The 24,496-nt window shown below is 69.6% G+C and carries 23 protein-coding genes and 5 tRNA genes; 6 read left to right on the plus strand and 22 right to left on the minus strand.

The genetic code is table 11. The features are described 5' to 3' along the window. Positions 1 to 17: 17 nt before the first annotated feature. Genes ADL03_RS16360 through ADL03_RS16395 form a run of 8 tightly spaced genes read right to left on the minus strand, consistent with a single transcriptional unit; the run spans position 18 to position 7,197 of the window. Complete coding sequence (locus ADL03_RS16360) at positions 18 to 1,187, minus strand: MFS transporter (RefSeq protein ID WP_231641925.1); 1,170 nt, start codon at positions 1,185 to 1,187, stop codon at positions 18 to 20. After that, positions 1,184 to 1,582 (minus strand): VOC family protein, encoded by a 399-nt coding sequence (locus ADL03_RS16365; RefSeq protein ID WP_053734405.1) that lies wholly within the window; start codon positions 1,580 to 1,582, stop codon positions 1,184 to 1,186. Before ADL03_RS16365 ends, ADL03_RS16360 begins: the two co-directional genes overlap by 4 nt. Before the next feature lie 50 nt (positions 1,583 to 1,632). Then, complete coding sequence (locus ADL03_RS16370) at positions 1,633 to 2,760, minus strand: low temperature requirement protein A (RefSeq protein WP_053734321.1); 1,128 nt, start codon at positions 2,758 to 2,760, stop codon at positions 1,633 to 1,635. Beyond that, positions 2,757 to 3,788 carry an ABC transporter ATP-binding protein gene (locus ADL03_RS16375; protein WP_053734322.1) on the minus strand — a complete coding sequence of 344 codons (1,032 nt, stop codon included), beginning with the start codon at positions 3,786 to 3,788 and terminating at the stop codon, positions 2,757 to 2,759. The genes ADL03_RS16370 and ADL03_RS16375 overlap by 4 nt, the downstream gene beginning before the upstream one ends. A gap of 4 nt (positions 3,789 to 3,792) precedes the next feature. Continuing rightward, complete coding sequence (locus ADL03_RS16380; RefSeq protein ID WP_053734323.1) at positions 3,793 to 4,596, minus strand: ABC transporter permease; 804 nt, start codon at positions 4,594 to 4,596, stop codon at positions 3,793 to 3,795. After that, positions 4,584 to 5,501, minus strand: a complete 918-nt coding sequence (locus tag ADL03_RS16385) for an ABC transporter permease subunit (RefSeq protein WP_053734324.1) — start codon at positions 5,499 to 5,501, stop codon at positions 4,584 to 4,586. Before ADL03_RS16385 ends, ADL03_RS16380 begins: the two co-directional genes overlap by 13 nt. Further along, complete coding sequence (locus tag ADL03_RS16390) at positions 5,498 to 6,619, minus strand: extracellular solute-binding protein (protein WP_197288375.1); 1,122 nt, start codon at positions 6,617 to 6,619, stop codon at positions 5,498 to 5,500. Before ADL03_RS16390 ends, ADL03_RS16385 begins: the two co-directional genes overlap by 4 nt. A gap of 32 nt (positions 6,620 to 6,651) precedes the next feature. Then, a complete protein-coding gene (locus ADL03_RS16395) occupies positions 6,652 to 7,197 on the minus strand; it encodes an HAD domain-containing protein (protein ID WP_053734325.1) in 546 nt (181 codons plus the stop codon). A gap of 220 nt (positions 7,198 to 7,417) precedes the next feature. On the opposite strand from ADL03_RS16395, the gene ADL03_RS16400 reads away from it, so the two are divergent. Beyond that, entirely contained in the window at positions 7,418 to 7,966 is a 549-nt protein-coding gene (locus ADL03_RS16400) for a hypothetical protein (protein WP_053734326.1), read from the plus strand. 96 nt (positions 7,967 to 8,062) lie between these two features. On the opposite strand, the gene ADL03_RS47095 is transcribed toward ADL03_RS16400, so the two are convergent. After that, entirely contained in the window at positions 8,063 to 9,043 is a 981-nt protein-coding gene (locus ADL03_RS47095; RefSeq protein WP_053734327.1) for a hypothetical protein, read from the minus strand. 84 nt (positions 9,044 to 9,127) lie between these two features. Next, positions 9,128 to 9,688 carry a VWA domain-containing protein gene (locus ADL03_RS16410; protein ID WP_053734328.1) on the minus strand — a complete coding sequence of 187 codons (561 nt, stop codon included), beginning with the start codon at positions 9,686 to 9,688 and terminating at the stop codon, positions 9,128 to 9,130. 155 nt (positions 9,689 to 9,843) lie between these two features. Between ADL03_RS16410 and ADL03_RS16415 the strand changes: the two genes are divergently transcribed. Continuing rightward, complete coding sequence (locus ADL03_RS16415) at positions 9,844 to 12,759, plus strand: tetratricopeptide repeat protein (RefSeq protein ID WP_053734329.1); 2,916 nt, start codon at positions 9,844 to 9,846, stop codon at positions 12,757 to 12,759. On the opposite strand, the gene ADL03_RS16420 is transcribed toward ADL03_RS16415, so the two are convergent. Together ADL03_RS16420 and ADL03_RS47100 are read right to left on the minus strand one after the other, a co-directional pair. Beyond that, on the minus strand, positions 12,750 to 13,910 hold the full coding sequence (locus ADL03_RS16420) for a helix-turn-helix transcriptional regulator (RefSeq protein ID WP_053734330.1): 1,161 nt from the start codon (positions 13,908 to 13,910) through the stop codon (positions 12,750 to 12,752). The genes ADL03_RS16415 and ADL03_RS16420 overlap by 10 nt on opposite strands. Positions 13,911 to 14,021: 111 nt before the next feature. Next, the gene (locus ADL03_RS47100) at positions 14,022 to 14,339 is read right to left on the minus strand and encodes a hypothetical protein (RefSeq protein WP_157528809.1); all 318 of its coding nucleotides are present in this window, start codon (positions 14,337 to 14,339) and stop codon (positions 14,022 to 14,024) included. Positions 14,340 to 14,421: 82 nt separating this feature from the next. Between ADL03_RS47100 and ADL03_RS16430 the strand changes: the two genes are divergently transcribed. After that, entirely contained in the window at positions 14,422 to 15,051 is a 630-nt protein-coding gene (locus ADL03_RS16430; RefSeq protein WP_053734332.1) for a hypothetical protein, read from the plus strand. A gap of 46 nt (positions 15,052 to 15,097) precedes the next feature. Here the strand turns inward: ADL03_RS16430 and ADL03_RS16435 are convergent, their stop codons facing one another. The 10 genes from ADL03_RS16435 to ADL03_RS16480 all read right to left on the minus strand — a co-directional run bounded on the left by ADL03_RS16435 (position 15,098) and on the right by ADL03_RS16480 (position 22,391). Then, positions 15,098 to 18,289, minus strand: coding sequence for an ATP-binding protein (locus ADL03_RS16435; RefSeq protein ID WP_053734333.1), 3,192 nt, complete (start codon positions 18,287 to 18,289; stop codon positions 15,098 to 15,100). Then, positions 18,286 to 18,885 carry a hypothetical protein gene (locus ADL03_RS16440; RefSeq protein WP_053734407.1) on the minus strand — a complete coding sequence of 200 codons (600 nt, stop codon included), beginning with the start codon at positions 18,883 to 18,885 and terminating at the stop codon, positions 18,286 to 18,288. The genes ADL03_RS16435 and ADL03_RS16440 overlap by 4 nt, the downstream gene beginning before the upstream one ends. 13 nt (positions 18,886 to 18,898) lie before the next feature. Further along, positions 18,899 to 20,515 carry a KGGVGR-motif variant AAA ATPase gene (locus ADL03_RS16445; protein WP_053734334.1) on the minus strand — a complete coding sequence of 539 codons (1,617 nt, stop codon included), beginning with the start codon at positions 20,513 to 20,515 and terminating at the stop codon, positions 18,899 to 18,901. Positions 20,516 to 20,517: 2 nt separating this feature from the next. Then, on the minus strand, positions 20,518 to 21,108 hold the full coding sequence (locus ADL03_RS16450) for a TIR domain-containing protein (protein ID WP_053734335.1): 591 nt from the start codon (positions 21,106 to 21,108) through the stop codon (positions 20,518 to 20,520). A 162-nt stretch (positions 21,109 to 21,270) separates the two neighbouring features. Then, positions 21,271 to 21,342: transfer RNA gene (locus ADL03_RS16455), tRNA-Val, on the minus strand. A 1-nt stretch (position 21,343) separates the two neighbouring features. Then, positions 21,344 to 21,416, minus strand: a tRNA-Gly gene (locus ADL03_RS16460). Between the two features lie 182 nt (positions 21,417 to 21,598). Then, positions 21,599 to 21,670: transfer RNA gene (locus tag ADL03_RS16465), tRNA-Val, on the minus strand. Position 21,671: 1 nt separating this feature from the next. Further along, positions 21,672 to 21,743 (minus strand) — tRNA-Cys (locus ADL03_RS16470). 43 nt (positions 21,744 to 21,786) lie between these two features. Continuing rightward, positions 21,787 to 21,859 (minus strand) — tRNA-Gly (locus tag ADL03_RS16475). A gap of 106 nt (positions 21,860 to 21,965) precedes the next feature. Next, positions 21,966 to 22,391: an SsgA family sporulation/cell division regulator gene (locus tag ADL03_RS16480; RefSeq protein WP_030466274.1), complete on the minus strand. Its 426-nt coding sequence runs from the start codon at positions 22,389 to 22,391 to the stop codon at positions 21,966 to 21,968. A gap of 255 nt (positions 22,392 to 22,646) precedes the next feature. Here ADL03_RS16480 and ADL03_RS16485 point away from each other — a divergent pair, with 255 nt between their 5' ends. The 3 genes from ADL03_RS16485 to ADL03_RS16495 are packed head-to-tail and all read left to right on the plus strand — an operon-like array spanning position 22,647 to position 24,488. Further along, positions 22,647 to 23,267, plus strand: a complete 621-nt coding sequence (locus ADL03_RS16485) for an RNA polymerase sigma factor (RefSeq protein ID WP_197288376.1) — start codon at positions 22,647 to 22,649, stop codon at positions 23,265 to 23,267. Beyond that, positions 23,264 to 24,043 carry an anti-sigma factor gene (locus ADL03_RS16490; RefSeq protein WP_053734337.1) on the plus strand — a complete coding sequence of 260 codons (780 nt, stop codon included), beginning with the start codon at positions 23,264 to 23,266 and terminating at the stop codon, positions 24,041 to 24,043. Before ADL03_RS16485 ends, ADL03_RS16490 begins: the two co-directional genes overlap by 4 nt. A 22-nt stretch (positions 24,044 to 24,065) precedes the next feature. Continuing rightward, positions 24,066 to 24,488 (plus strand): TIGR02611 family protein, encoded by a 423-nt coding sequence (locus ADL03_RS16495; RefSeq protein WP_053734338.1) that lies wholly within the window; start codon positions 24,066 to 24,068, stop codon positions 24,486 to 24,488. Positions 24,489 to 24,496: the final 8 nt, after the last annotated feature.

Below are 24,496 nucleotides of genomic sequence, written 5' to 3' on the forward strand. Positions count from 1 at the left end.
TCCCAGAACAGCTCAGATCAGCGCGGCTGCCGGCGTTCGGCAGCCGCGCTGATCGCTGTCAGGACCAGGGTGACGACGACACCGCCGAGCACCGCCCACACCGGCGAGCCGACGTCGAGCGCCCACGCGGCCACCACGGCGGTCAGGCCGTAGCCGGCGCCGGTCACCGCGTACATCATCGAGAACCCGGCGGCGTGCGCGCCGACCGGCAGCCGTTCGCGCAACGCGAGGCTGCGGGTCACCAGCACGCCGGACTGGAAGAGCCCCGCGGCGAGCAACGCGCCCGCGATGCCGGGCAGGTTCGGGAACAACGCCGCCGCGCCGACGCACGTCGCCGTGACGACCAGCAGCACGAGCCCCTGCGCGCGCAGGGATCCCGGCCACGGCCGCAGCCCGTAGAGCACCGCGCCCAGCGCGCTGCACGCCGCGAACCCGGTCAGCAGCGGCCCGGTCCAGCCGACGCCGATCCCCCGGTGCTCCAGCAGCGCGGGCAGCACCAGCTCCGCGACCGCGAGCTGCGCCAGTGCCGCCGCGCTCACCAGGTAGATCGGCCACGCCGACGCCACCACGCGGACCTTCGCCGTGCCCGACCGGGACGTCACGTGCCCGCGCGGCAGGATGAACACCAGCCACGCCGCGACGACGATGAGGCTCACCGACACGACCACGGGCGCGCGGCGGTCGACGCTGAGCGCCAGCACCGTGACCAGCGCGGGTGCCACCGCCCACACCACCTGCGTGATCAGGGCGTCGAAGCCCATCGCCTTGGGCACCAGCGCGTCCGGCACGAGCCCGAGCAGCATCGCCCGCAGCCCGCCCGGTGTCGTCGACGGCCCTGCGCCCGCGACGAACGCCGCGACCACCATCACCGTCACGTTGCTCGTGAGCGCCAGCGTCGTGAACGCACCGGCGCCGACGAGCAGCCCGGCGCTGAGCTGCCCGCGCATCCGCGACGGGTCGAGCAGCAGCCCCAGCACCCCGGCGCCGAGGACCTCGCCGAGCACGTAGACGGCGGTCAGCGACGCCGCGAGCACGTAGCCGCCGGGCAGGCTCCTGGTCAGGAACACCATCATCAGCGGCGTCATCGACATCGGTAACTTCGCGGCGACCGTGACGACGGCGGTGGTGAGGACGTCGCGGTTGGCGAGGTCGCGGTAGCCCGCGGCGGAGATCGTCACCTCGGTCACTCGCCGCCCAGCTCGGTGAACAGGGTCAGCTGCAACCCGGCCGGTGCCGCCAGCCTGGCGTTGAGCGAGTTCCACGGTGTGCGCGTCGGTTCCGCGATCACCCGCGCCCCTGCCGCTTCGAGCGTGCGCGTCGCCCGTTCGGAGTCGTCCACCTCGAACGCGACCCGGATCCGGCCCGCCACCCGCTGCCCCACCTCGACCCGGTCGATGAACTCGGCGTGCGGCGGGTCGGCGATCTCCAGCGTGGCCCGACCGGCGTCGAGGATCGTCACCCGCCCGCCGTCCGAGCTGAACGCCGCCCGTTCCGGCAGGCCCAGCACGTCGCGGTAGAAGCGCAGGGCGTCGTCGTAGTCGTCGGCGGTGACGACCAGGCGCAGTTCACGAACACCGGTCATGGCGACGATCATGCACCACACGCGTGTGGACGACGAGCGCACGCGCGGGACTACGCCACGGCGCGCTGACCGGCCTCCCACCGGGTCGCCACGACGAGCAGCAGCGCGATGCCCGCGGTCACGTGGATCGGCGCCGGCCCGAACGTCGCCGCCAGCACCGCGACCGACCCGAGCGGCAGCAGGTACTTGCGCACCCCCGTCTCGCCGGGGCAGTCCTGCACGTACCAGACGCAGAGGAAGAACACCGCCAGCGGCACCGTGGTGAACGCGGCGACCGTCGTGCCCGGTGCGTGTGAGAGGTGCAGGTCGTAGTCCACCGAGGCGGCGAGACCGGCGCCGAGCGCGGCGATCGAGCCGAGCACGAACAGGTGCGCGTAGCCCCAGAGGAACGCCTTCCGCTGGTTGTGCAGGTGGGTCGGCGACTCGAAGTAGATCCACCAGACCGAGAACACGATGACCAGCGAGGCCGCGGCGAGCGAGATCAGGTTGACGCCGCTGTCGAAGCCCTTCTGGAACGCGAGCGTCGCCGCCAGGATCGACTCGCCGAGCACGATCAGCGTGAACAGGCCGTGCCGTTCCGCGATGTGGTGCGGGTGCCACGTCGTGGCCGACTCGCGTTCCGCCCAGAGCGGCACCAGCAGCTCGCCGAGCATGAAGACGACCCACAGTGGCAACTGCGCGCCTGGTGGCGCGACGAGGACCCACAGCAGCCACAGCACCTGCATGAACGCGATGCCACCGGCGTAGCGGCGGGTGCAGCGGCGGTGCTCCGGGTTGTCGCGCGAGGCCCGCAGCCAGTGCGCGACCATCGCGAGCCGGATGACGACGTAGCCACCGACGACGATCCGGTAGTCCTGGCGTTCGAAGACGGCCGGGATGCCCGACGCGACCACGAGCACGCCCGCGATCTGCACCATCGTGATGACCCGGTACAGCGTGTCGTCGTTGTCGAACGCGCTGGCGAACCAGGTGAAGTTCAGCCACGGCAGCCAGAGTGCGAAGAACGCCATGCAGAACGCCACCACGCCGGCGCCGGCGTGGTTCTCGGACACGGCGTGGTGCAGCGAGGCGGCGGCCTGGGCGACCGCCACCACGAAGCTCAGGTCGAACAGCAGCTCCAGCGGCGTCGCGACCCGGTGGGCCTCCGCCGTGTCGCGCGCGAGGAGCTTTCTGATCATCCCGGTACCACCATGATCCTTGATTCGCTGAGGTCGAGGGCGACCCGCGTGCCCGGCTGGAACGCCGCCGCGGAGTTGGACGGCTGGTCGACCCGCAGGACCTGCTCGCCCACCCGGACCGAGATCCGGGTGACCGGGCCGAGGAACGACTGGGTCAGCACGTCGCCGACGATCTTGCCATCGGCGTCGCCGCTGTGCGCGGAGACACCGATGTCCTCCGGCCGCACGATGACGCGGACGTCGCTGCCGGAGGGCTGGTCGTGGGTCGCGGGCACCGTGACGCCGTTGACGACGACGGTCTGCCCCTCCGCCTTGGCGAGCACGCTGTTCGTGACGCCGACGAACTGCGCCACGAACGCCGTCGCGGGCTGCCGGTACACCACCGACGGCGTGTCGAGCTGTTCCAGCCGGCCGTGCGACATCACGCCGACGCGGTCGGAGACGGCGAGCGCCTCCTCCTGGTCGTGCGTGACGAACAGCGTCGTCATGCCGAGCTCGGTCTGGATGCGCCGGATCTCGTCGCGCAGGTTCACGCGGACCTTGGCGTCGAGCGCGGACAGCGGCTCGTCCAGCAGCAGCACGCGCGGCTGGATCGCGAGGGCGCGGGCGAGCGCGACCCGTTGCTGCTGGCCGCCGGACATCTGGTGCGGGTAGCGGCCGCCGAGGTGGCTGAGCCCCACCAGCTCCAGCAGCTCGCCGGTGCGCTTCACGTCGGCCTTGCGCAGCTTCAGTCCGAACGCGACGTTCTGGGCGGCGGTCATGTTCGGGAACAGGCTGTAGGCCTGGAAGACCATGCCCATGTCCCGCTTGTTGGCCGGGACCCCCGTGATGTCCTTGCCGCCCACCGTGACCGTGCCGGAGTCGGCGGTCTCGAAGCCCGCGACGATCCGCAGCGCCGTCGTCTTGCCGCAGCCGGACGGGCCGAGCAGCGACACCAGCTCGCCCTCGGCCAGTTCGAGGTCGAGACCGTCCAGCGCGGTGTTGCCGCCGAAGGACTTGCGCAGTCCCTTGAGTTCCAGGTGACCCATTGTCTCAGTTGCTCCCCGGCGAAACTTCTTCTTCGGCAACGGTCTGACGCCGCCGCTGGCCGACGTAGGAAAGTGCGAACAGCAGGACGAACGCGAAGATCAGGCAGAGCAGCGACACCGCGATGGACACACCGGCGTTGCGCTTGCCGAGCAGGTTGACCTGCACCTGCAGCGTGTCGAAGTTGAGCAGCGACGCGATGGTGAACTCGCCGAGCACCAACGCCACCGAGAGCAGCGACGCACCGATCAGCGCGACGCGGATGTTCGGCACGACGACCTTCCACAGCACCGTGAGCCACGACGCCCCGAGGCTGCGCGCGGCTTCGGCGAGCGTCTTGAGGTCGATGGCGCTCAGACCGGCGTCGATCGCGCGGTAGGCGAACGGCAGCACCAGGACCGTGTAGGCGAAGGTCAGCGTGAGCGGCGAGTCGCCGAGGAAGTAGTTCACCCACGCGTAGAGCGGCGCCATGCCGACCACCAGCACGATCGCGGGGATCGCGAGCGGCAGCAGGCAGAGGAACTCCACCAGCCGCTGCAGCCGTGGGAGCCGCAACCGGATCCACGCCATCGTCGGCACGAGCAGCACCAGCATCAGCACCGCGCTGGTGACCGACAGCAGCAGCGAGTTGACGAGCGCCTCCATCAGGCCCTCGTCGTCGACGATGGACGTCCACGACTCGAGGCTGCGGCTGCCGCCCCTGCCGCGCGTGGAGAACTCCGCCATCGCGATCAGCGGCAGGACGAAGTAGACACCGAGGACCAGCAGGACGACCGAGCGCAGGACGCGCTGCTTGCCTAGCGAACCCACTTCGCCACCCTCCGCTGGAGCAGCACGTTCACGCCCATCGCGATGCTGACGACGACCACCATGCCCAGGCCGAGCGCCTTGCCGAGGTTCTCCTGGCCGAGCACGACCTCGCCGGTGAGGAACCCGCGGATCTGCAGCGGCACGATCGGGCTGCCCTGCGAGACGAGCGCCGCCGCCGTCGCGTAGGCGCTGAAGGCGTTGGCGAACAACAACAGCAGCGCGCCGAGGAACGGCGGCGTGAGGATCGGGCCACCGACGTGGCGCCAGTAGGTCCAGCTCGTGCCGCCGAGGCTCGCGTTGGCCTCCCGCCACTGCGGGCGCAGGCCGTCGAGCGCGGGCAGGAACACGATGACCATCAGCGGGATCTGGAAGAACGTGTAGACGAGCGTGAGGCCGGGCAGCTCGAACAGCCACGCGCTGCCGGCGAACAGGTCGATGCCCGCGTTGTCGCGGAGGAACTTCGTGACCAGGCCCTCGAAGCCGACGGTCGCGAGGAACGCGAACGCCAGCGGCACGCCACCGAACTGCGCGAGCACCCCCGACGCGGCCACGACCACGCGGCGGACCATGCCCTCCTGCTCGCCGACCGCGACCGCCCACGTGAGCAGCGCGCCGAAGACGGCGCCGATGACCGCGGTGAGCGCGGACAGCTCGATGCTGCGCACGAACGCGTCGAGGTAGACGCCCTTGAACAGGTTCGTGAGGTTGTCCAGCGTGAACGCGCCGTTGGCGTCCTGGAACGCCCCGGCGAGCACGAGGACCGTCGGGTAGACGAGGAAGACGCCGACGAACGCCAGGAACGGCACCGCGACGAGCCACGCGGCCGCGGACGGCCGCCCGGCGGCCCCGCCCCTGTTCGGGGTAGAGCCGCCGGGCGTCGTCGCCACGGGAGCGACAGCGGTCATCCGATGGCCTGCGCCCAGGTCGCCGTGAGCACCGCCTTGGCCTTGTCGGCCTGCGCCTGCGTCTGGAACACCTGCTTGCCGTCGGTCTTGGGCAGCTTGTCCTTCGCCGCCTTGTCCGCCTTGTCGCCCATCTTCTCCAGGCGCACCGGGCGGGACATGCCCTTCAGGTACAGGTTCTGGCCCTCGTCGGAGTAGAGGAACTCCTGCCACAGGCGCGCGGCCGCGGGGTGCGGCGCGTCCTTGCTGATGGCCTGGTTGTAGTAGCCGCCGATCTGCGCCTCGGCCGGGACGACGACCTTCCAGTCGAGCTTGCCCTTGAGCTTCTCGGTCTGGGCGGCGTTGGTGTAGTCCCAGTCGATGACGACCGGCGTCTGACCGGACTCGATCGTCGCGGGCGACGGGTCGACCGGCTGGAAGTTGCCGGCCTGCTTGAGCTGCTTGAAGAACTCGACACCGGGCGCGATGTCGTCGGCGGAACCGCCGTTGCCCAGCGCGGCCATCACGACACCGGCGAACGCGGCACCGGCCTGCGTCGGGTCGCCGTTGAGCGCGACCTTGCCCTTGTACTCGGGCTTGAGCAGGTCCTTCACGCTCGCGGGCGCCGGCACCTTCGCGGCGTCGTAGCCGATCGACATGAAGCCGCCGTAGTCGCCGTAGTACAGGCCGTCGGCGTCCTTGAGCTCAGCGGGGATGTCGTCCCAGGTGCTGACCTTGTAGGGCGCGAACAGGTCCTTGTTGGCGAGCGCCACGTTGAGCCCGAGGTCGAACACGTCCGGCGCGCGGTCGTTGCCCTTGAGCTGCTTGGCGGCGTTGATCTCGTCCTGGCTCGACGCGTCGGGCTGCGCGGAGTCGACCTTGACGCCGTACTTGGCCTCGAAGGCCTTGATGATCTCGCCGTAGTTCGCCCAGTCCGGGGGCAGCGCGATGACGTTGAGCTTGCCCTCCTTCTTCGCGGCCTCGACCAGCTTGTCCACGCCGCCGAGCTCACTCGCGGACTTCGCGGTGCCCGCGGCCCCGGTCTGCGTCTCCTTGGCGGGCGGGGCGCCACAGGCGGCCACCGCCAGCACCAACGCGCCGACGCCGATCAACTTCGTCGTGACGTTCCGTCGCTTCAGCACGAGCGGAGGATTCGCGCGGGATGCTTTCGTTGTCAAGCCAGGCGCGCCGGTTGAGACCTTCTCGACTCCAACGGTGAATTCCCGGTGCACCACGGGTTGCGGCTGAATGCTTTCCGTGCCTCGTCCAGGTGCTGTCCGGTGATCCCGGTAGCCGGGTCGACGTGGATGAGCGCGGTGGTCACGTGCCGTCGCTTGTGGACGAAGTCCCGGTTCCGCTCCCGTTGCAGGGCGAAGTCGTCGTCGAACCAGACGAGCGGCCGTTCCCACGCGTAGCGCGCCACCGCGGGGTACTTCCAGCCGGTTTCGTCAGCGAACTCCAGCACCTCGAGGGTGGGCAGGCCGAGCCGGGGCCCGATCTCGGTGTTCGCCCGGTGGGACCAGGTGGTGGCCCAGGCGAGCTCCGCGCCGGTGTCCTCCGCGAGCTGCCTGAGCTGGGCGCCGTGGGCGGGGTCGAGGTGGATGCGCAGCTTGCGCCACCAGCCGACCTTGATGTCGAACGGCCGGTAGCCGGGCGGCTTGGGGTGGGCCGCCCACGGGTTGAGCGGGCCGTCGACGTCGATCAGGACCAGCGGTCTCACCCGATCTCCAGTCCCTGCGATGTCGGCACGCGTAGCACCTTCCCCTTGTCCCACTGCCACGACAGCGCGGGGACACGCGCGAGTGCAGCACAGATCCGCCGCCGTTGTCCCGCGCTTTTCCGAGGGGAACCGGAGCGCTGGAACCTGCGGTCGATCCGACCGTCCGCGAAGAGGGCCGTTTCCCGGACGGGAGGCGGCCCTCCGCCCTGGCCTCGGGAGCATGAGACGTCTCGGTCTGCTCCTGCTGCTGTGCCTCGCGCTGACGGGCTGCGACATGCTCAACGACCAGACGACGCTGCACTTCCGGCTCGCCGAAGCGGGCTACACCACCTTGTCGAGCTACCACAGCATCAGCGGCGAAATCGACCACTTCGAGGTCACCGCGAGCTCCGCCGACCGGACGAGGACGACCGAGCAGCTCGCCGAGGTCGTCTGGGACGCCTACCCGCAGCACGTCGACCACCTGTCGGTGACGCTCAACGGCACCAGCGAGGTCTACAGCGCCGAGCAGCTGCAGCAGGCGTTCGGCGACCGGCAGGTCACCGAGAAGCCCGACGACGACGCCGAAGTGAACCGCACGATCATGACGTGGCTGACCGTGGCCGCGGTGGTGGTCCTGCTGGTCCTCTCCGGTTGGCTCGTCCTGGTCGGGCTGCGGTCCCACGGCTCACCCCGCCGCGGGCAGCAGCCGCCGACGCCGCAGCAGACGCCGCCGCGGCACAACGTCTACCTCGTGAACCCCCCGCCCGGCCCGCCGCCCACCGCGTAGCACCTGTCGAACCAGCGGACCCCTGTCCACCGACGAGGAGATCGCCCACCTGCGTTCCCAGCCGCTCGCCCGCGTGGGTCTGGCGGGGCCGGGCTGCTACTGCCGCATCACGCCGACCGCGTCGTGGGCGTGGAACATGGCGGGCGAGCCGGCCGGTGCCGAGTGGTACGCACCGCGCCGCGGCACGTTCTCCCAGCGCACGCCGTAGATCAGGCCGGGCAGCAGCCGCCGGAAGCGCAGGTGCACCTCACCCGCGCGGTCCACCGGGAACGGCAGCCCGGCCGGGTCGCGGCGGTAGGCGCCGTCGAACCGCTGCACCTGCGGCTTGTGGTCGGTGCCGAAGCGCACCCGCAGGTCGAACTGCTCGCACGGGCGTTCCGGCACGTGCAGCAGCTCGGGCGGCAACGCGTCGCGGTCGAGCTGGTAGCGCACCGTGAACTCGAACGTCTCCCCGCGCGGCAACGGCTCCGCGGGCACGAGCGTGAAGCCGGGGCGGTCGTGCGTGACGACGCCGTGGTCCTGCAACGTGCCCCCGTGCAGCAGCCGGACGTCCCTGCGCGGCACCGCGAACAGCGCGGTGAACTCGACCTCGTCGACGTGGTCGGCGTCGACCACGAGCCGGTGGCGTTCCACGACCTCGGCCGGGCCGTTGTCGAGCGTGACCGAGACGGTCAGCTCGGCGAGGTGCCAGCCGCCGGTGTCGCGGCGCGTGGTCGTGGCGGCCAGCTCGGCCAGCTGGTCGACGGCCTCGTCGACGCGGCGGCGCACGGTGCGCGCGTCGCGGTCGACCTCGGCGGCGACCGCGAGCACCCGGTCCTGGTACAGCGGCAGCCGGGTCTCCGGGGTCAGCGCGAACGCCGCCCGCGTGGCGAGCTGCAGGTCGTCGGGCAGCTGCTCGACCAGCTCGGTCAGCCGGGTGATCAGCTTCTGCCGCGCCGTGAGCGCGCCGTCGGACCGGGTGATGCCGCACGCGGCCCGCAGTGTCGGGCCGATCTTCTCGTCGATCCCCGCCGCGTGCACGCCACGCCCCTTGCGCACCCTCTTCAGCTCGCGGACCAGGTTCCTGTGCGTCGTCATCGCCGCCTCTCCCCCTTCGTGTGCTCGTGTGCGGCGCAGCGTGCGGCGGGGGCGTGGACGGGAAGTGGACACGCCGTGGATTGATCAGTGATGTTCTGGACGCAGCACCGACGCGGCCAGCGCGATACCCAGTCGGACGCCGTCGCGGGCGAGGAACACCCGCGTGACGCCGATGCGGTCCAGCGCGGGCACGTCGACGGCACCGACCCCGAAAACGATCATCTCGGGGCAGTTGTCCGAGGTCGTGAGGCCGGAAAGCGCGATCTCCCACACGGTGTCGGTGGCTCTTCCGTCGGAGATGAAGAACAACACCGGGCGACGGACGCGAATGCGTTGCGCTTTCAACACTTTCACATCACGGTCGATCCTGGTGCGCATGAGGGTGAACGCGGCACCGAAGTCCGTGCCCGATTCCTGGCGGGCGTGAACGACCTCGACGCCGTCGATCGCCGGGCGCAACGGCTGCACCACCCGCGGCTGCCGGGCGAAGGCCACCACGCACACGCGGACCTCGGCGACCGCCGTGCGGTCCGCGTGCACGGCGCCGCGGAACTCGCGCAGACCGGCGTTCACCTCGTCGAGGTGGTCGGCCATCGAGAACGAGACGTCGCACAGGACGTAACACGGCAGCACTTCGGACACCATCCGTCTCCCCCAAGTCACCTCACGTGATCCCAGCTTTCCGCCCGGATGTAGACCGAAAGTGGAAAGAATGCTGATTCGCGACACACCAAAGGGCCCTTGTGCGACATCCATGCCAGAAGTGAAGCTGGCCAGAGGGAGGCGGAGTGGAATTCCGGATGCTGGGCCCACTGGAGGCGTGGCACGGCGGCGCCGAGGTACCACTGGGCGATCTCCAGCAGCGCTATGTCCTCGTGGTCCTGCTGGTGAACGCGAACCGGCCGATGACCCCGGAGCGGATCACCGAGATCGTCTGGCCGGACCAGCCCGAGCGCAAGAACCTGGTGCGCGGCTACGTCAACAAGCTGCGCAAGGCCTTCACCGAGGCCGGCGCCGACGACGTGATGATCGCGACGACGCCGACCGGGTACGTCCTGCGGGTCGACGAGGACCGGATCGACACCGTGCGGTTCGACCGGCTGCGCGAGCAGGCGGCGCGGGCGGTGCAGGACGGCGACCAGCGCCGTGCCGTCGAGCTGCTGCGGGAGGCGGTGGGGCTGTGGCGCGGCCGTTTCGTCGAGGACATCGACATCGACCGCGTGGGTGGCGCCGACGTGGTCTTCTCCGACGAGGGCCACCACGACGCGATCGGCGACCTGGCCGAGCTGGAGCTGGTGATCGGCGACCACCGCTCCGCCCGCGACCGGATGCGCCGGGCCGTCCGCACCCGGCCGGACCACCAGAAGTACGCCGAGCTGCTGATGCGCGCGCTCATCGCGGGCGGTGACCAGGTCGGTGCGATCAAGGTCTTCGAGGCGGCCGGCGAGGCGCTGGACCGGGCCGGGTTCGAGCCGGGACCGCTGCTGCGCAACCTCGCCGAGCGGGCACGGCGCGGCGAACCGGTCAGCTCGCTGCCCTCCCGGCCGGGGCGGTTCACCGGCCGGGCCGACGAGCTCGCGGTGATCGAGCGGGCCGCGGCGGGAACGGGCGAACGGCGGGCGGTGTGGGTCAGCGGCGCACCCGGTGTCGGCAAGACCGGCCTGGCGATCGAGGCGGCGCACCGGCTCAAGCGGCGGTTCCCGGACGGCCAGCTCCTGGTGCGGCTCAACGGGTTCACGCCGAACGTGGCACCGACGTCGATCTCCGACGCCCTCACCCAGCTGCTGACCGAGCTGGGCGTGCCGCCCGAGCAGATCCCGGACACCGTGAGCCGCAAGACCACCCTCTACCAGACGCAGCTCTACGGCACGAAGACGCTGGTGGTCCTCGACAACGCTGTCTCACCCGATCAGGTGCGGCCGTTGCTGCCGGAGGCCGAGGGCTGCTTCGCCGTCGTGACCAGCCGGCACATGGGCGAGCCGGACATCAGCGCGCACGTGCGGCTGTCGCCGTTGCCGCCGGCCGACGCCTTCACGTTGTTCACCACGCTCATCGACCCGTTCCGCGTGCAGGGCCGCTCCGCCGACGTCGCCGGGCTCGTCAAGCGCTGCGGCTACCTGCCGATGCCGATCAACATCGCGGCCGCGCTGTTCCGCAGGCACGACCGCTGGTCACTCGACCACCTGCTCGGCCTGATCGACGAGAACGGGGCGTGGCAGCAGGACGGCACCGCCGCGATCCGCGCGTCCTTCCTGCAGCTCGACGCGGCCCAGCAGGAGGCGTTCCAGCTCTTCGGCCAGCTGCCGGGACCCGACGTCGACGTGGTGGGCGCGGCGGCGTTGCTGGGCCACGACATCGGTGTCACCCGCGCGCTGCTCGACGACCTGCACGAGGTGTGCCTGCTGGAGGAGGTCGCGCCCGACCGCTACCAGATGCTCGACGCGCTCAAGGAGTTCGCCTCCGCCGACCCGCCGCCGACGCAGCGGGAGGCGTTGCTGCGGCTGCTCGACTTCTACCTCGTGACGCTCGCGGCCGCGGTGGGCACCGCCTACCCGTTCGACCGGGCCGGTCAGCCGTCGGTCGACCGCACGAGCCCGCTCGCGCTGACGTTCGACGACACCGCCGACGCGCTGACGTGGCTCACCGCCGAACGCGACAACCTCGTGGCCGCGGTCCCCTACGCGAGCGAGCACGGGCTGGCCGGGCACGCGTGGCGGGTGGCCGTGCTGGTGTGGCGGCGGTTCGCCTCGGCCAAGCGGTTCCGCGACTGGATCGACGCCACGGAGCTGGCGCGGCAGGCCGTGGGCGCGGACCACTACGGCCAGGCGCACGTGCTGCTGCGCCTGGCCACCACGCACGACCGGCTCGGCCGCCACACCGAGGCGCTGGAGCTGGCGGCCGCGGCGCTGCCGTTGTGGGTCGAGCTGGGTGACGTGTGGGGCGAGGCGGCGACGCTCGGCGCGATGGCCATCTGCACCATGCAGCTCGGTGAGCACGAGAAGGCGATGGCGCAGTTCGAGACCGCGCTGCGCAAGTACGAGGAGTGCGGCGACCTGCGCGGCCAGGCGCACGTGCTCAGCCACCTCGGCTACCTCAACGAGCAGCACCGCGAGTACCGCACCGCGTTGCGGCAGCAGGAGGCGGCGGTCCGGATCGAACGTTCGATCGGCAACCGGCGCGGCCTCGCCCACGCTTTGAACAACCTCGGCGCGATCCGGCAGCACCTGGGCGAGCTCGACGAGGCCATCCCCGCCCACGTCGAGGCGTACGAGATCGCCTCCGAGCTCGGTGACTCGGCCCTGATCGCCTACGCGTTGACGAACATCGCCGACGCGCACCGCCTCGCGGGCCGGCTCACCGAGGCCGTGCGCCACCACGAGCTGGCCACGTCCGTGGCGTCCGGGGTGGACGACGCGGACCTGCGCGCCCGCCTCTACCGCGACCGCGGCCTGGTGGCCCAGGACGGCCGGGACCACGTGACGGCGCTGCGGCTCTTCCGGTCCTCGCTGGACGTCGCCGACGCCACCGGCAACCCCACCCACCGCTCGCACGCGGAGGCCGGCATCGCCCGCGCCCTGCACGAGCTGGGCCGGCACCGGGAGGCCGCGGCCCACTGGGACGTGGCGGAGGAGGTGTACGCGGCGCTCGACCAGCCGGAGGCCGGGGAGGTGCGGGCCGAGCGCGCGGGACTGGCGTGCGCCTGCGGTCAGCGGTGAGCCAGCAGCCGCCTCAAGTCCGGGTACACCTCGCGCACCGGGCCGTGGTTGTGCCAGCGCCCCAACGTCCGCGCGAGCTGCCGCAGATCGGTCCTGATCGTCGCCGAGTCCACCTGCTCGGCGTCGGCCAGCGTCGCGGCCAGCGTGCGGCAGCCCTCGTCGACCTCGCCCGCCAGCACGTGGGCGAGCGAACGCCGCGCACCGAACCGGGCCCGCGACCGCTGTGACCGCGCCGGCAGCAGGGTGAGCTGCCGGTCCAGCAGGTCCGCTGCCTCGGCGTTGCGCCCGAGGTCGCACAACGACCAGCCCCGCGCGAGCTCCAGCGGGTCCGGCACGCTCGACCCGAGCAACGGGTAGGCGCGGTCGTCCCGTGGCGCGTCCTGCATCAGCTCGGCCGCTCGCTCGAACGCGCTCTCCGCCGCGTAGCGGTCTCCCGCCAACGCGTGGCCCTGCGCCTCACGCCGCGCGGCCAGCGCGAGCGTGCGCGCCCCGGCCCGTCCGATCCACTGCGCCTGCTGGGCGAGGTTGATCGTCTCGGCCGCCTGCTGCCGGTAGAGGGCGAGCCCCGCCTCCCGCACGAGCGCGTAGCAGGCGATCTCCGGGTCGCCCGCCGCGCGCGACAGCTCCGACGCGTGCCGCGTCCACCACAACGCGTTCTGGTCGTCGCCGGCCTCCTGGCTCATCCAGCCGGTGTACTCGGCGATCCTCGCGGCCAGCCGCAGCAACGCCGTGCTGCCGTCCTTGCGGGCGGTGGCGTCGACCTTGTACTGCAGCTCCTTCAACGGTTCGAGGATCGCCCTCGGGCTCATCCGCAGCCCAAGCCCCTGCAGGTGCTCGAACCGGTCCCGCATCCGGAAGGTCAGCTCCGGCGAGGGCGCGTTGCCCGTCAGCGCCCCGACCCCGAGCATCGTCCCGGCCACCAGCACCTGCCGCCGCGTCGGCGCCGGCCTGCTCGCCGCCGCGATGAGCTCACCACCGGCACCGAGCACGCTGTCGCACTGCCGGGCGAACGCCGTGTTCGGTGGTTTCAGCCCATTCTCGATCTTGCTGAGATAACCCTTGCTGTAGTGCACGAGCTTTGCGAGCTGCCCCATCGACAATCCCGCCGCGAGCCGTCGCTCGCGCAGTAACTCACCAAAACTTGCAGTCACGACTGCCTCCCGCTCAGAGGTGTCCCGAGTACAGCACCCGGAACGAGTTCAGCGCAATGCCCCGGCCTTCCGCCGAATGACGACGGTCGGCCGGGGTCATTTGCGGTCAGGTCAGTCGTGCCACGGGTTCCCGCCGCCGTCCGGCGTCTCCGTGGTGGTTGTGGTGGTCGGCGGCTTCGGCGGGTTCTCGTCGGCCGCGTTCGCCCCGGCACCAGCGGAAACGGAAGCGGCGATGGCGATGGCGGCCAGGAGCGTGGCGATACCGGTCACGAAAGTGGGCACGATTTTGGACATGGCGAATCCTCCGAAGGGATCGGAATTGTTTTTCGGATTTCGCCCGCTCTCTGCGGGCTCCCTTCGAGCATTCGTCTTCCAAAGGCGTGGAACCAGGTGTTTCCCGTTGCCCACCGAGGTGGTCAACGCGTCCACTCCCCATCCACTTCTGGTCAACACCCGCTGTGTTGGCTGCGCGCACCCGGCCACCGGCCGGAACGTCATCAAGGAGGTTGGAGTGACCGATTCCGCGACCTATGACATCGCCGTGTCGTTCAACGAGGAGCAGCGCGCCGTGGTCGACGAGGTGGTCGAGGCATGCCGGCAACGCGGCCTGACCGTGCTGGAGAGCAACGACCTGCCGGAGGCGGAGGTCCGTTTCCTCGTGTCGTTCGTGTCCACCGCGGACGAGGTGCGGACGGACGACGAGCACGTGCTGCTGGTGCTGACCGGTGAGGACCCCACGTCAGCGCCGCACCTGCACACGAGTGGCGACGTCGTCGACACCCTGGTGTCCCGTGTCGAGGAAGCCGAGACCACGGGCCGCCCGCGGATGCCGGTCGCCGACCTGGTGGCGGCGCTCAAGCAGCAGCCGGAACCCGAGCCCGTTCCCGCACGTCCGGGAAACCCCCTGCGTGCCTTGGCCGAACAGTTCGCCGCCGCCTCACCCGCGCTCGCCAAGCGCGGCCTGGCCGGCACGCTGCACCTCGGTGGCACCACCGTCTCGGTACGCGTCGAGCGGGAGGACAACGCGGTCTACGCGGTCGAGGTGCGTGACGACGACATCGTGAACTTCGTGGTGCTCGGCGACTCCACCGAGCAGTTCTCCGGCTTGTGGCAGCGCATCGAGGCCATGCTGACCGCGTGACGCCGACGAGAAAGGGCGGTGCCTCGTTCCGGGACACCGCCCTTTCTCACTTCCTGGCCCGCTCGACCACTTCCTCCAGCCGCAACGGGCTGGGCGGATGATGGCTCAGGCACAACGGCGCCCGCATCCGCCGGAACCCGAACGTGTCGCCGGTGACGTAGAACTGGCCGCGCTCCAGCCGTGAGATGTCCGCGACCGAACTCCCCTTGGCCCGAGCCATCTCCGTCGCCGCGGCGATCTGGGCGGGACTGTTCAACCGCCCGAAGAACTGCGTGGTGGCATTACCCGTGATCTGGTTGTGCACGCCCTTCGGCGCCTGCGTGGCGAGCAACAACCCGAGCCCGTACTTCCGGGCCTGCGACGCCAGCAGGATCGTCGACTGGGTACTGGCGGTCACCCCTCCGGAGGGTGCGATCATCTGTGCCTCGTCCATCACCAGGAGCCCACCGAGCGGACGGTCCACCGCCGGGTTCCGCTTGATCCAGGCGAACACCTCCAGCTGCAGCTGGCTGATGAAGCCCTGCCGCTGCTCGTCGGACGGCAACCCGACGAAGCTGATCACCGAGATCCGCGCCTTCCTGCCCGGCGCCGGTTCGAGCAGCATGCCGGGATCGGTCGGCTCCCCCTGCCCACCGAGCAGGGGGTCGTTGACCATGGCGGCCCTCAGGGTCTCCGCGAGATCAGCCGCCGTCGCCGCGGCCGAGTTCAGCTTGCTGATCCCCTCCGGAAGCTCGGCGAGCAGGTCCACGAACCCGCTGAGGTCGCGCCGATCGTTGCGCGCGTAGTACTTCAGCGCCTCTTTGAGCACAGCCCGCCCGCGGACGGCGAACTTCGTCTCGTTGGCGATCCGGGCGTGGGGCACCAGCCGGGCCACCGCGGCCTCGATCGCCGCCGCGAACTCGTCCTCATCGCCCCGCACCTCGGCGAAGTCGGGCAGCGGGTGGAACACCAACGGGCGCCCACTGGCACGTCCCGGCGTCCACACCACGACCTCGGTACCGGCCAGGTACTCGGCGGCCTTGGCCGCGTCCCCGGCCAGCCAGTCCGCCGGCGGCTCCGGCCAGGCGTCCCCGAGCCGCGCCAGGTCGTTGTTGGGGTCGAGCACGATCGCCGAAACCCCCTGTAGTGCACACTCTTCGACGATCCGCCGCAGCAGCACCGTCTTGCCGCTGCCCGACCCCGCGAAGACGATCGCGTGCTTGCGCAGCGACTCCAGCTCGATCCGGACCTCCCCGTCCATCCCGAGCACGATCGCGCCTTCGTGAGCGGGTAGCCCCTCCTGCGACGCCGGCCTCGTCCGTGCTTCCGGTCGAGGCTCCGGCTGAGCCTGAGGTTGCGGCTCCGGTTGCGGCCGGGGCTGTGGTGGTTGGGGCTCCCACCTCGGCGGAGGGCGCGTCTCCTGATGACCGCTCCTCCCCCCGCTCCTCGCGGGATCCGGCAGGATCGTCTTCAGGAAAGTGCTGCTGCTGGCCGGTTTCCGCGCCACCAGCCACGCGAGCAGCTGGTGCGACTGCGACGACCACATCTCCTTGAGCGCGATGAACGTCCGCAGGTCCTCGTCCGACACGTCGATGCTCGTGCCGCCGCTCCGCACGAACTCCGCGACCTCGCCCCTGGTCTTCGCCCCGGTCCACCCCTTGGCGCCGTTGCGGATGAGCACGAGGTGCCGACCCCGCCCGCCCGCGACTGCGGCACGGGCACCGCGCAAGCGCCGAAGCACGCGGTTGCCGTGACTGCTCGCGATGAGCCGGAACACCCAGCGTTCCTCGACATCGCGCTCTTCGTCGACGGTGTGTCGCAAGCTCGCGTGCAGGCTGTTGTCGGGCGACTGCGGCTCCGGGTGCCAGGCGAGGTCGTCGTTACCGATCTCGGTGACCCACGACCGCAAGCCCGCCAGCAACAGCGCCGGCATCAGATCGTCCTCGTTGTGCGGCCGGACGTCAGCGGCGACGAACGCCGCCTTCTCCCGCAACCGCTCGAACCTGGCGTCCAGTTCGGCGAGGTAGTCCGGCGCAGGACCGGCCTGCGGCGTGAACGCGACGCGTGGTGCGGTCGTCTCCTCCTGCTCGGGCTCTTGGAACGAGCGAAGCTCGCGGATCTCACCGTGCAGACAGGACTCGGCGTGGGCGTGCACCCGCTTGAGCAGCATGCGTGGCGTCACGGCCTGCCAGTCGGCTCCGAACGCTTCCGCTGCCACCGGCCAGGTCGGATGCGGAGGCACGATCCCGCGGCTTTGGTAAACCACCCCGAGCCACTTCTCGACAAGGGTCTGCGCGACCGCAGGATCCAGGATCGCCCCGAGAGGCGGCGTCAGCGTGAACCGGTCACCGACGGTGTCGCTGGCGGCCCTGCCCAGCTTCGTCCAGGTGCTGGGCAGGCAGGCGACGATCGTCGTCGTGCGCCTGGTGATCTCGCGCAGCTGCATCAACCCGTCGGAGATCAGCGCCAGCTCACGCGCCTCCTCCGGGTTGAGATCGTCCTCGATGACGTCCTGGTTGTTGTTCACCACGGTGTCCAGCTGGTCGATCGCGACCACGCTGGGACCGGTCAGGGCGAGAACGCGTGAGATGTCCCTGACCACCTGCTGCGCCGACTTCGTCTTGCTCGACAAACCCCACTCACGACGCTCTGCGGCCTCGTCGTCGTCGATCCCCTCGAGGTAGTTGCGACCGATGGAAGAGTGCTTGGACACGTAGAGCACCAGTGCCCGGATCACCTCCTCGCACTCGTTCGCGATCCGGAAGTCGACCTTGCGCAGCCCGTCGACCAGCTCACCCAGGTGGTGCGGCGCAAGCGGAGCCTCGTTCAGGACCGCGCGCGTGACCTCGTCCGACACCCCGGCACCACGGCAGAGCTGCCGCAGCAACACGACGATTTGGAGCTCACCGCTGTCACCGGTCCTGAGCAGCTCGCTGCGCATGGCGTTGGCGACGTCGTCCCAGAACATCGCCGCCGAGCTGATCTCGATCAGGAAGAAGTAGCCGCCGATCTCCTGCACCATGCTGCGCACCGTGCCCAGCAGGTGCGTCTTCCCCACACCCTTGCGTCCCTGCAACACGAGCCCGACGGGGTTAGGACCGGTGCTCTCCCTGGCGTCTGCGATGGCAGCCCTGATCCGGTGCTCCGCCCTGCTGTGCAACCCGTCGACGTGCGACGGCGAGGTGCGCCAGACGTCGTCCGGGGTGAGGACGGAGTTCAACCGCAGCGCAGCGAGCGCCTCCCGCAACTGCGCGGTCATGACTCCTCCATCGCCACGAGGTGCAAGTCCTCGTTGCCGAGCCGCAACGCCGCGGCGTGGTCGTCCGGCGTGAGCACCTTGGTGTTGGACTCGGGCGCCAGGTGGACGGTCCCGGTCTTCATCATCTTGACCAGCGCGTCGTCCACTTCGCCCTTCTCCGCGCCGTTGAGCCTGGGCCGGATGCGCGCGAGCCTGATCCAGTCCTGCGGCTCGACCGCGAGCTCCTCGTAGACGGACCGGATCAACGACTCCAGGTCCCTGGACCGGATCACCTCGACGAGCGTGCCGCGAGCGTTGTGGTGCTTGATCAACTTGCGCAGCAGGGCGAAGCCGGCGCGTGCGTACGAAGGCGTTCTCGGCGGCAGCTCACCCTCGATGAGATCATCCACGCACCGGGTGATGCCTTCGTCGGTGATCTCGTGAACCATCGGCTTGACGTTCTCGTCCGTCCGGATCAGGCCGGCCTTGTTCAACTTGACCCGGCCGGCTTTGGTGAGCCTGACCTTGTCGTTCAACTCTGTGTTGAGCACGCTGCGGTTCTCCAGCATCAGCACCATCAACACTGCGAGCTCAGGGGCACCAAGCTTCTCCGGCATCACGCCGCCTTTCTCAGTCGGTGAACGCGTTGAGTCGTCGATCGATGCGGGCGAGCAGGTCCGTCACCACGGCCCGCAGCTCCGGTGGCATCGGAACCTGCGCTCCGCTGCCGTGGGTCTTGCTGATCAGTGAGAGGTCGGCCGATTGGTCGAGCAGCAGACCGACGTCTCCGCGGTCGAGCGCCGCCGTCATGTCCCGCACGAGCTCCTCGACGAGCGCGAACCGGCTGGCGTACGGCATCTGCTCGGGCAGGCCGCGCAGTGCGGCCGCGGCCGCGATCAGCGCCTCCTGGTTCGGTTCGTGCTCGCCGGCGCCCTGGATCAGGGCGTGGAGCTTTCGTGCGACCGTTCCCACCTGTGGACCGAGCTCCAGGGGCAGCAGGTTGCGCAGGAAGCCCGGCAGCAGCTCCCGGTCCGTGTTCGCCGACAGGACGCAGAACAACTGCCGCTGGCCGCCTTCCGGCCCGATCGCGTGCCGCAGGAAGCGCTCTGCCTCGGTGAGCTGCCACCGGCTCGCCTCGACGTCCACCAGCAGGCACAGGTGCCTCGCCGGCACGCCGGCCTGTTCCAGGATCTCCGGGTCGCCCGACACCGAACGCTCGGCGCGCACACCGAGAGCGTTCAGCTCGGCGACGAGCTCTTCGGTGGCTCTGAACAGCGTTCGAGGACCGGACACCAGGAGGTCGAGGGCGAAGTCCCGGTGGTGGTTGCGGGCCGCCGCGACGTAGGCGTCACGGTTGTCCTCCAGCACGTCCGTCCGGTCGAACCCCTGCGCGATCACTGCGGCGACGGTCTCCAGGGCGTACGAGATCTGGTCCGGCGACGGCACGAGCTCCTCGAGAACCGGCAGCTGTTCGCCGAAGCTCCAGTAGGAGACGTAGGGCACCGTCAGGTGGCGCAGCATCAAGTCCTCGGGAACGCTCTTCACGAGCCAGTTCTCGAACAGCGGGGTGACGGCCTGGGCGCACTTGCGCTGCCAGGCGTCCGCGCGCTCGTACTCCAGCCGGTTGTCCAGTCGCGACAGCACCGGGAGCACGGTGTGCCGAGGCCGGTCGTACGGCATCCGGTCCCTCGCGTCGTCAGCCCGCCGGGCGATGTCGACGATCTCGTCCAGGTTCTGGTCGTTGGCCGTGAACACGACGACCAGTCGGTCCGGCAGATGAGCGGTGCAGATGCCCGCGATGTCGGAGATGCCGGTTCTGCTGTCGATCAGCACGAAGTCGTGCTCGGCGGTCCAGATGTCACGGCAGGTCTCAAGGAAGTTCGCGAACCCCCGCGCGTACAGGTCCTCCCAGTCGATCGCCTGCATCCGACCCATATACCCGCGATCCATCTTCCCCGAGGCGAGCAGAGCGAGTGACCCACTGCCCTCCACATCGACCTTGAGGATGTGCGCCGCCGGCCTTTGCGCACCCGCGAGGAAATCGTGTGCGAGATCGATCACGCCACCTTCCGCCGGACCTGGCATCAGCGGCCCGAAGTAGTGGTGCAACCCAGGAGCTTCCAGGTCCCAGTCGATCGTCAGCACTCGATAGCCCCAGCGTGCGAGCAGGACCGCGATGCTCGCCATGATGAAACTGCGCCCGACGCCGCCCTTGTACGAGTAGAAGGTGATGACGGTCCCAGCCATGGTCAGAACCTCGGTATCTGTGGTGGGTCCAGGAGCGGGGGGTTGGGCGGATCGATGTCAGGCCAGTTCTCCTGCCACGGAGGAGCCACCTTGGCGAGCTTCACGAGATCTGCCGCCAGGTTGTTGACCCGCGTGTGAAATCGCAGGTACTTCTTGCTCTGCTGGTACACGGGATCCGGGTGGGCGACGTCCTTGAAATTCACCCAGGAACGTTCTCTCTCCTCGGGCGGGAAGTTCTCGGAGTCCGCGTAGAGAATGGGGTAGATCAGCCCCTGCGAGATGTCCAGGCTTGCGAGACCCAGCATCTCCTCCCTTGCCCGCATGCTCCTCTGCTCGGCCATGCACCATCGCGACTGGTAGTACTGCGGGGTCAGGAGCTGGATCATGATCTTGCTGTGGCGCAGCGCCTTCTGCAGGTTCGACGGCCAGTGCACCCCCCGCTCCATCGAGCGGTCGACGTACACCGTCGGCGTCGGCGCGTACTGGTCGGCCAAACATTCCCGGAGCTTGTCCAGGAAGTGGTTGAGCAGCCACCTCTGCACGCTGCCGTATCGGCAGTAACTGATGAAGAAGTCGTACTTGTAGCCGGACACGGCACTGAACAGTAGATGCGGCTATCTCGCCATAAAAGACCAAAAAGTGGTCGTTTTCGGCCGTTACGACCAATTAATGGACAAAAATTGGGCGGCTATCGATCCGTGCTGGAACAGCAAGAAGCCCCCGGTCCTGGTGGACCGGGGGCTTCTAGTGCGGAGTGGACGATACTGGGATTGAACCAGTGACCCCTACCGTGTCAAGGTAGTGCTCTCCCGCTGAGCTAATCGTCCGAGCGGATGACGAGACTCGAACTCGCGACCCTCACCTTGGCAAGGTGATGCGCTACCAACTGCGCTACATCCGCGTGCCCCTCAGGATTCCCTTGTGGGGTTTCCCTCGGTGCGAGAGGAACTTTATCCGACGGTCCCCCGAAGTTCCAAATCGGCTGATCTTGAGCGTGCCGGCACCACCGAGAGGCCACGCCCAGGCCGTGGAACGAGAACGGGGCGAGGTGCGTTGCGCACCTCGCCCCGTTGCCAAACCGAGTGGACGATACTGGGATTGAACCAGTGACCCCTACCGTGTCAAGGTAGTGCTCTCCCGCTGAGCTAATCGTCCGAGGCGGAGACGGGAATCGAACCCGTGTACAGGGCTTTGCAGGCCCTTGCCTAAGCCACTCGGCCACTCCGCCAGGAGTTATGAGTCGCCCGGCGACAGCCACCGGGGACCCACAGAGCGGATGACGAGACTCGAACTCGCGACCCTCACCTTGGCAAGGTGATGCGCTACCAACTGCGCTACATCCGCGTACATCACTGACTTCGTGATGTTGGAACGAACTTTATACGAGGGGTCCAACCGAGTTTCACCGGGGGTACCCGCACCACCTTCGCGGGCCCCCTACCTCGGGTTTTCAGCTCAGGTCGTTCGAGATCAGGTGCGTGAGCGCCTCGTCGACGTTGACCCACAGGTGCTCGTTGCCGGGCACCACGACGTCGTAGGTCCGGTCGAGGAAGTCCGCGAGCTCCTGGGCGGACGCCTCGAACATGGCGTGCCCGGACGGCGAGCTCAGCTCGATCACGACGACCTCGGGGTCGTCGGCGGCGGGCCGGATCCGGACGTCGCCGTCACCGGCGTCGGCGATCAGGCCGTCCGCGAGCAGGTCGCGGGCGAAGACCCACTCGACCCAGCCCGCGCGACCCGTGCGGAACGCGGCCACGACCGCGTACGGGTCCTTTGTGTCATATCGCAGCTCCACTTGGACCGGAACCGCAGGGGTCCTCGGTGCCAGCAGGTCGAAGACCGCTGTCGAGCGGAGCGTCACGTGATCGTTGCGCATCGTCGTTACCCTCTTCTCCCTTCCCGGTCAATGAAACGACCGAGCACCTCAGTTGTGACGAGCATGTGGCGAGGAACGCTCGCTGTTCGGTCGCAGATCACCCCATCGGGTCAGCTCAACCTCGCTGGGCGACCGTTCGTGCGCGTTGCGTGTCCTCCTTGCTGCCAGCCCGAGTCCAGCGACCCCCATCTTGCTGGGTCTAACCTGAACCCGGTACCGGCTGTTGCGCGAATGTTGGACGTGAGGACATCTCTGGTGGCTGACTCGCCCGGCCCGACCGCCGCGTCACGCGACGAGCGCCCGACCGATTTCGAGCTCGTGCAGAGGCTGGCACAGGGCGACCGGCCGGCGTTCGGTGCGCTGTACGACAGGTACGGCACACCGGCGTACTCGCTGGCCAGGCGGATCTGCGTGGACCCGGAGCTCGCGGAGGACGTCGTCCAGGAAGCCTTCCTCGCGCTGTGGCGGCACCCTGCCCGGTTCGACCCGGCCCGCGGCGGTTTCGGCACCTGGCTGATGACCCTGGTGCACCACCGCGCGGTGGACGCCGTCCGTAGGGAGAACACCCAGCGCCGCCGAACTGTTCCCCTCACCGAGGACGTGTCACCACCCTCGGAGGGTTCGGACCACGAGGCGTTGGTGAGCGTGGTGGGCGCCGAGGTGAGGGCGGCACTGCGGACGTTGCCCGAAGAGCAGCGCCAGGTCATCGCGCTCGCCTACCTGGGCGGCTACACGCAGTGCGAGGTGGCGAAACTGACCGGCGTACCACTGGGGACTGTGAAATCGCGCACGTTCGCGGCGATAAGACGCCTGAGAGGCACGTTGGGGAACCTGTGGGCCGGCGAGACCGGCGAGACGACGGGAGTGAACCGGTGAACGGCGAGCTGTGCGCTCACGAGGAGCTCGCCGTCGGCTGGGCGATGCACTCCCTGGAGCCCGACGAGGAAGCGGCGTTCCGCGACCACCTGCCGACCTGCCCCACCTGCCGGCACACCGTGCAGGCCACCCAGGAGGTCCTGGCGGGCATCGGCGGCGCGGTCCGCCAGGAACAGCCCCCACCCCACCTGCGCGCGCGGCTGCTGGAGCAGATCGAGCACACCCCCCAGGACACCCCCGCTCCGCGCCCCGCCGCACCCCCGACCCCGCTGCGCCCGCAACACCGCCGCCGAACCGGCCGCGTCCTGCTGGCCGCCGCGGCCGCACTCGCGGTCCTGGCCGCCGGCACCTACCTCGGCGTGCGCGTGACCCAGCTCTCCGACGAGGTGGCCGCCGCCCAGTCCCGCACCGACGACCTGAACAGGGCCCTGCTCCTGGCCGCCGACCCCACCACGAACCGCGCGGTGCTGCGCGCCACCGGTTCCGGCGACGACGTGGCCGTGGTCCTCTCCGGCCCCACCTCCGCCGCGGTGATGCCGATGAACCTCAAACCGAACGACTCCGGTCACGTTTACGTGGTTTGGGGCGCAAGCACGAAAGCGCCGGTACCGTTGGCCATGTTCGACGTGCGCGCCGGCTCGACCACACCACAACTGCTCCCGTGGTCGTCCGACGCGCACAAGCACACGACCTTCGCGGTCTCACTCGAACCCGGCCGCCAGCCCCCTCCGAAACCCTCAGAGGTGCTGGCACTGGGTCAGGTTGCGCCCGCCTGAGTCCCAACAGGATGATCGACACATGACCAAGCCCGACGCGAAGCCCACCGAGCACAAGGGCTGGCGCCACCGGTTCCACCGCAACCCGGCGCTGAACCTCGCCTACCGCATCGGCGTCGGCGTGATCGGCGGCCTGGTGCTGGCTGCGGGCGTCATCATGATCCCGTACCCCGGCCCCGGCTGGCTCGTCGTCTTCGCGGGCCTTGCCATCCTCGCAACCGAGTTCGAGTGGGCCGGCCGCGTCCTGAAGTTCGCCAAGCGCTACTACGACCGCTGGGTCGAGTGGCTGAAGCGCCAACCCGCCTGGGTCCGCGGCCTCGTGATGGCCGGCGTCTGCGCCATCGTCCTCGCGACCTGCTACCTCCTCAACGTGTTCGCGCTGGTAGGCGGCTGGTTCGGCCTCGACTGGGCCTGGTTGCAGAGCCCGATTTTTGGTTCTCGTTGATGATGTTG

This window comes from Nocardia sp. NRRL S-836 (assembly GCF_001279525.1).
In the GTDB taxonomy this organism is placed as follows: domain Bacteria; phylum Actinomycetota; class Actinomycetes; order Mycobacteriales; family Pseudonocardiaceae; genus Lentzea.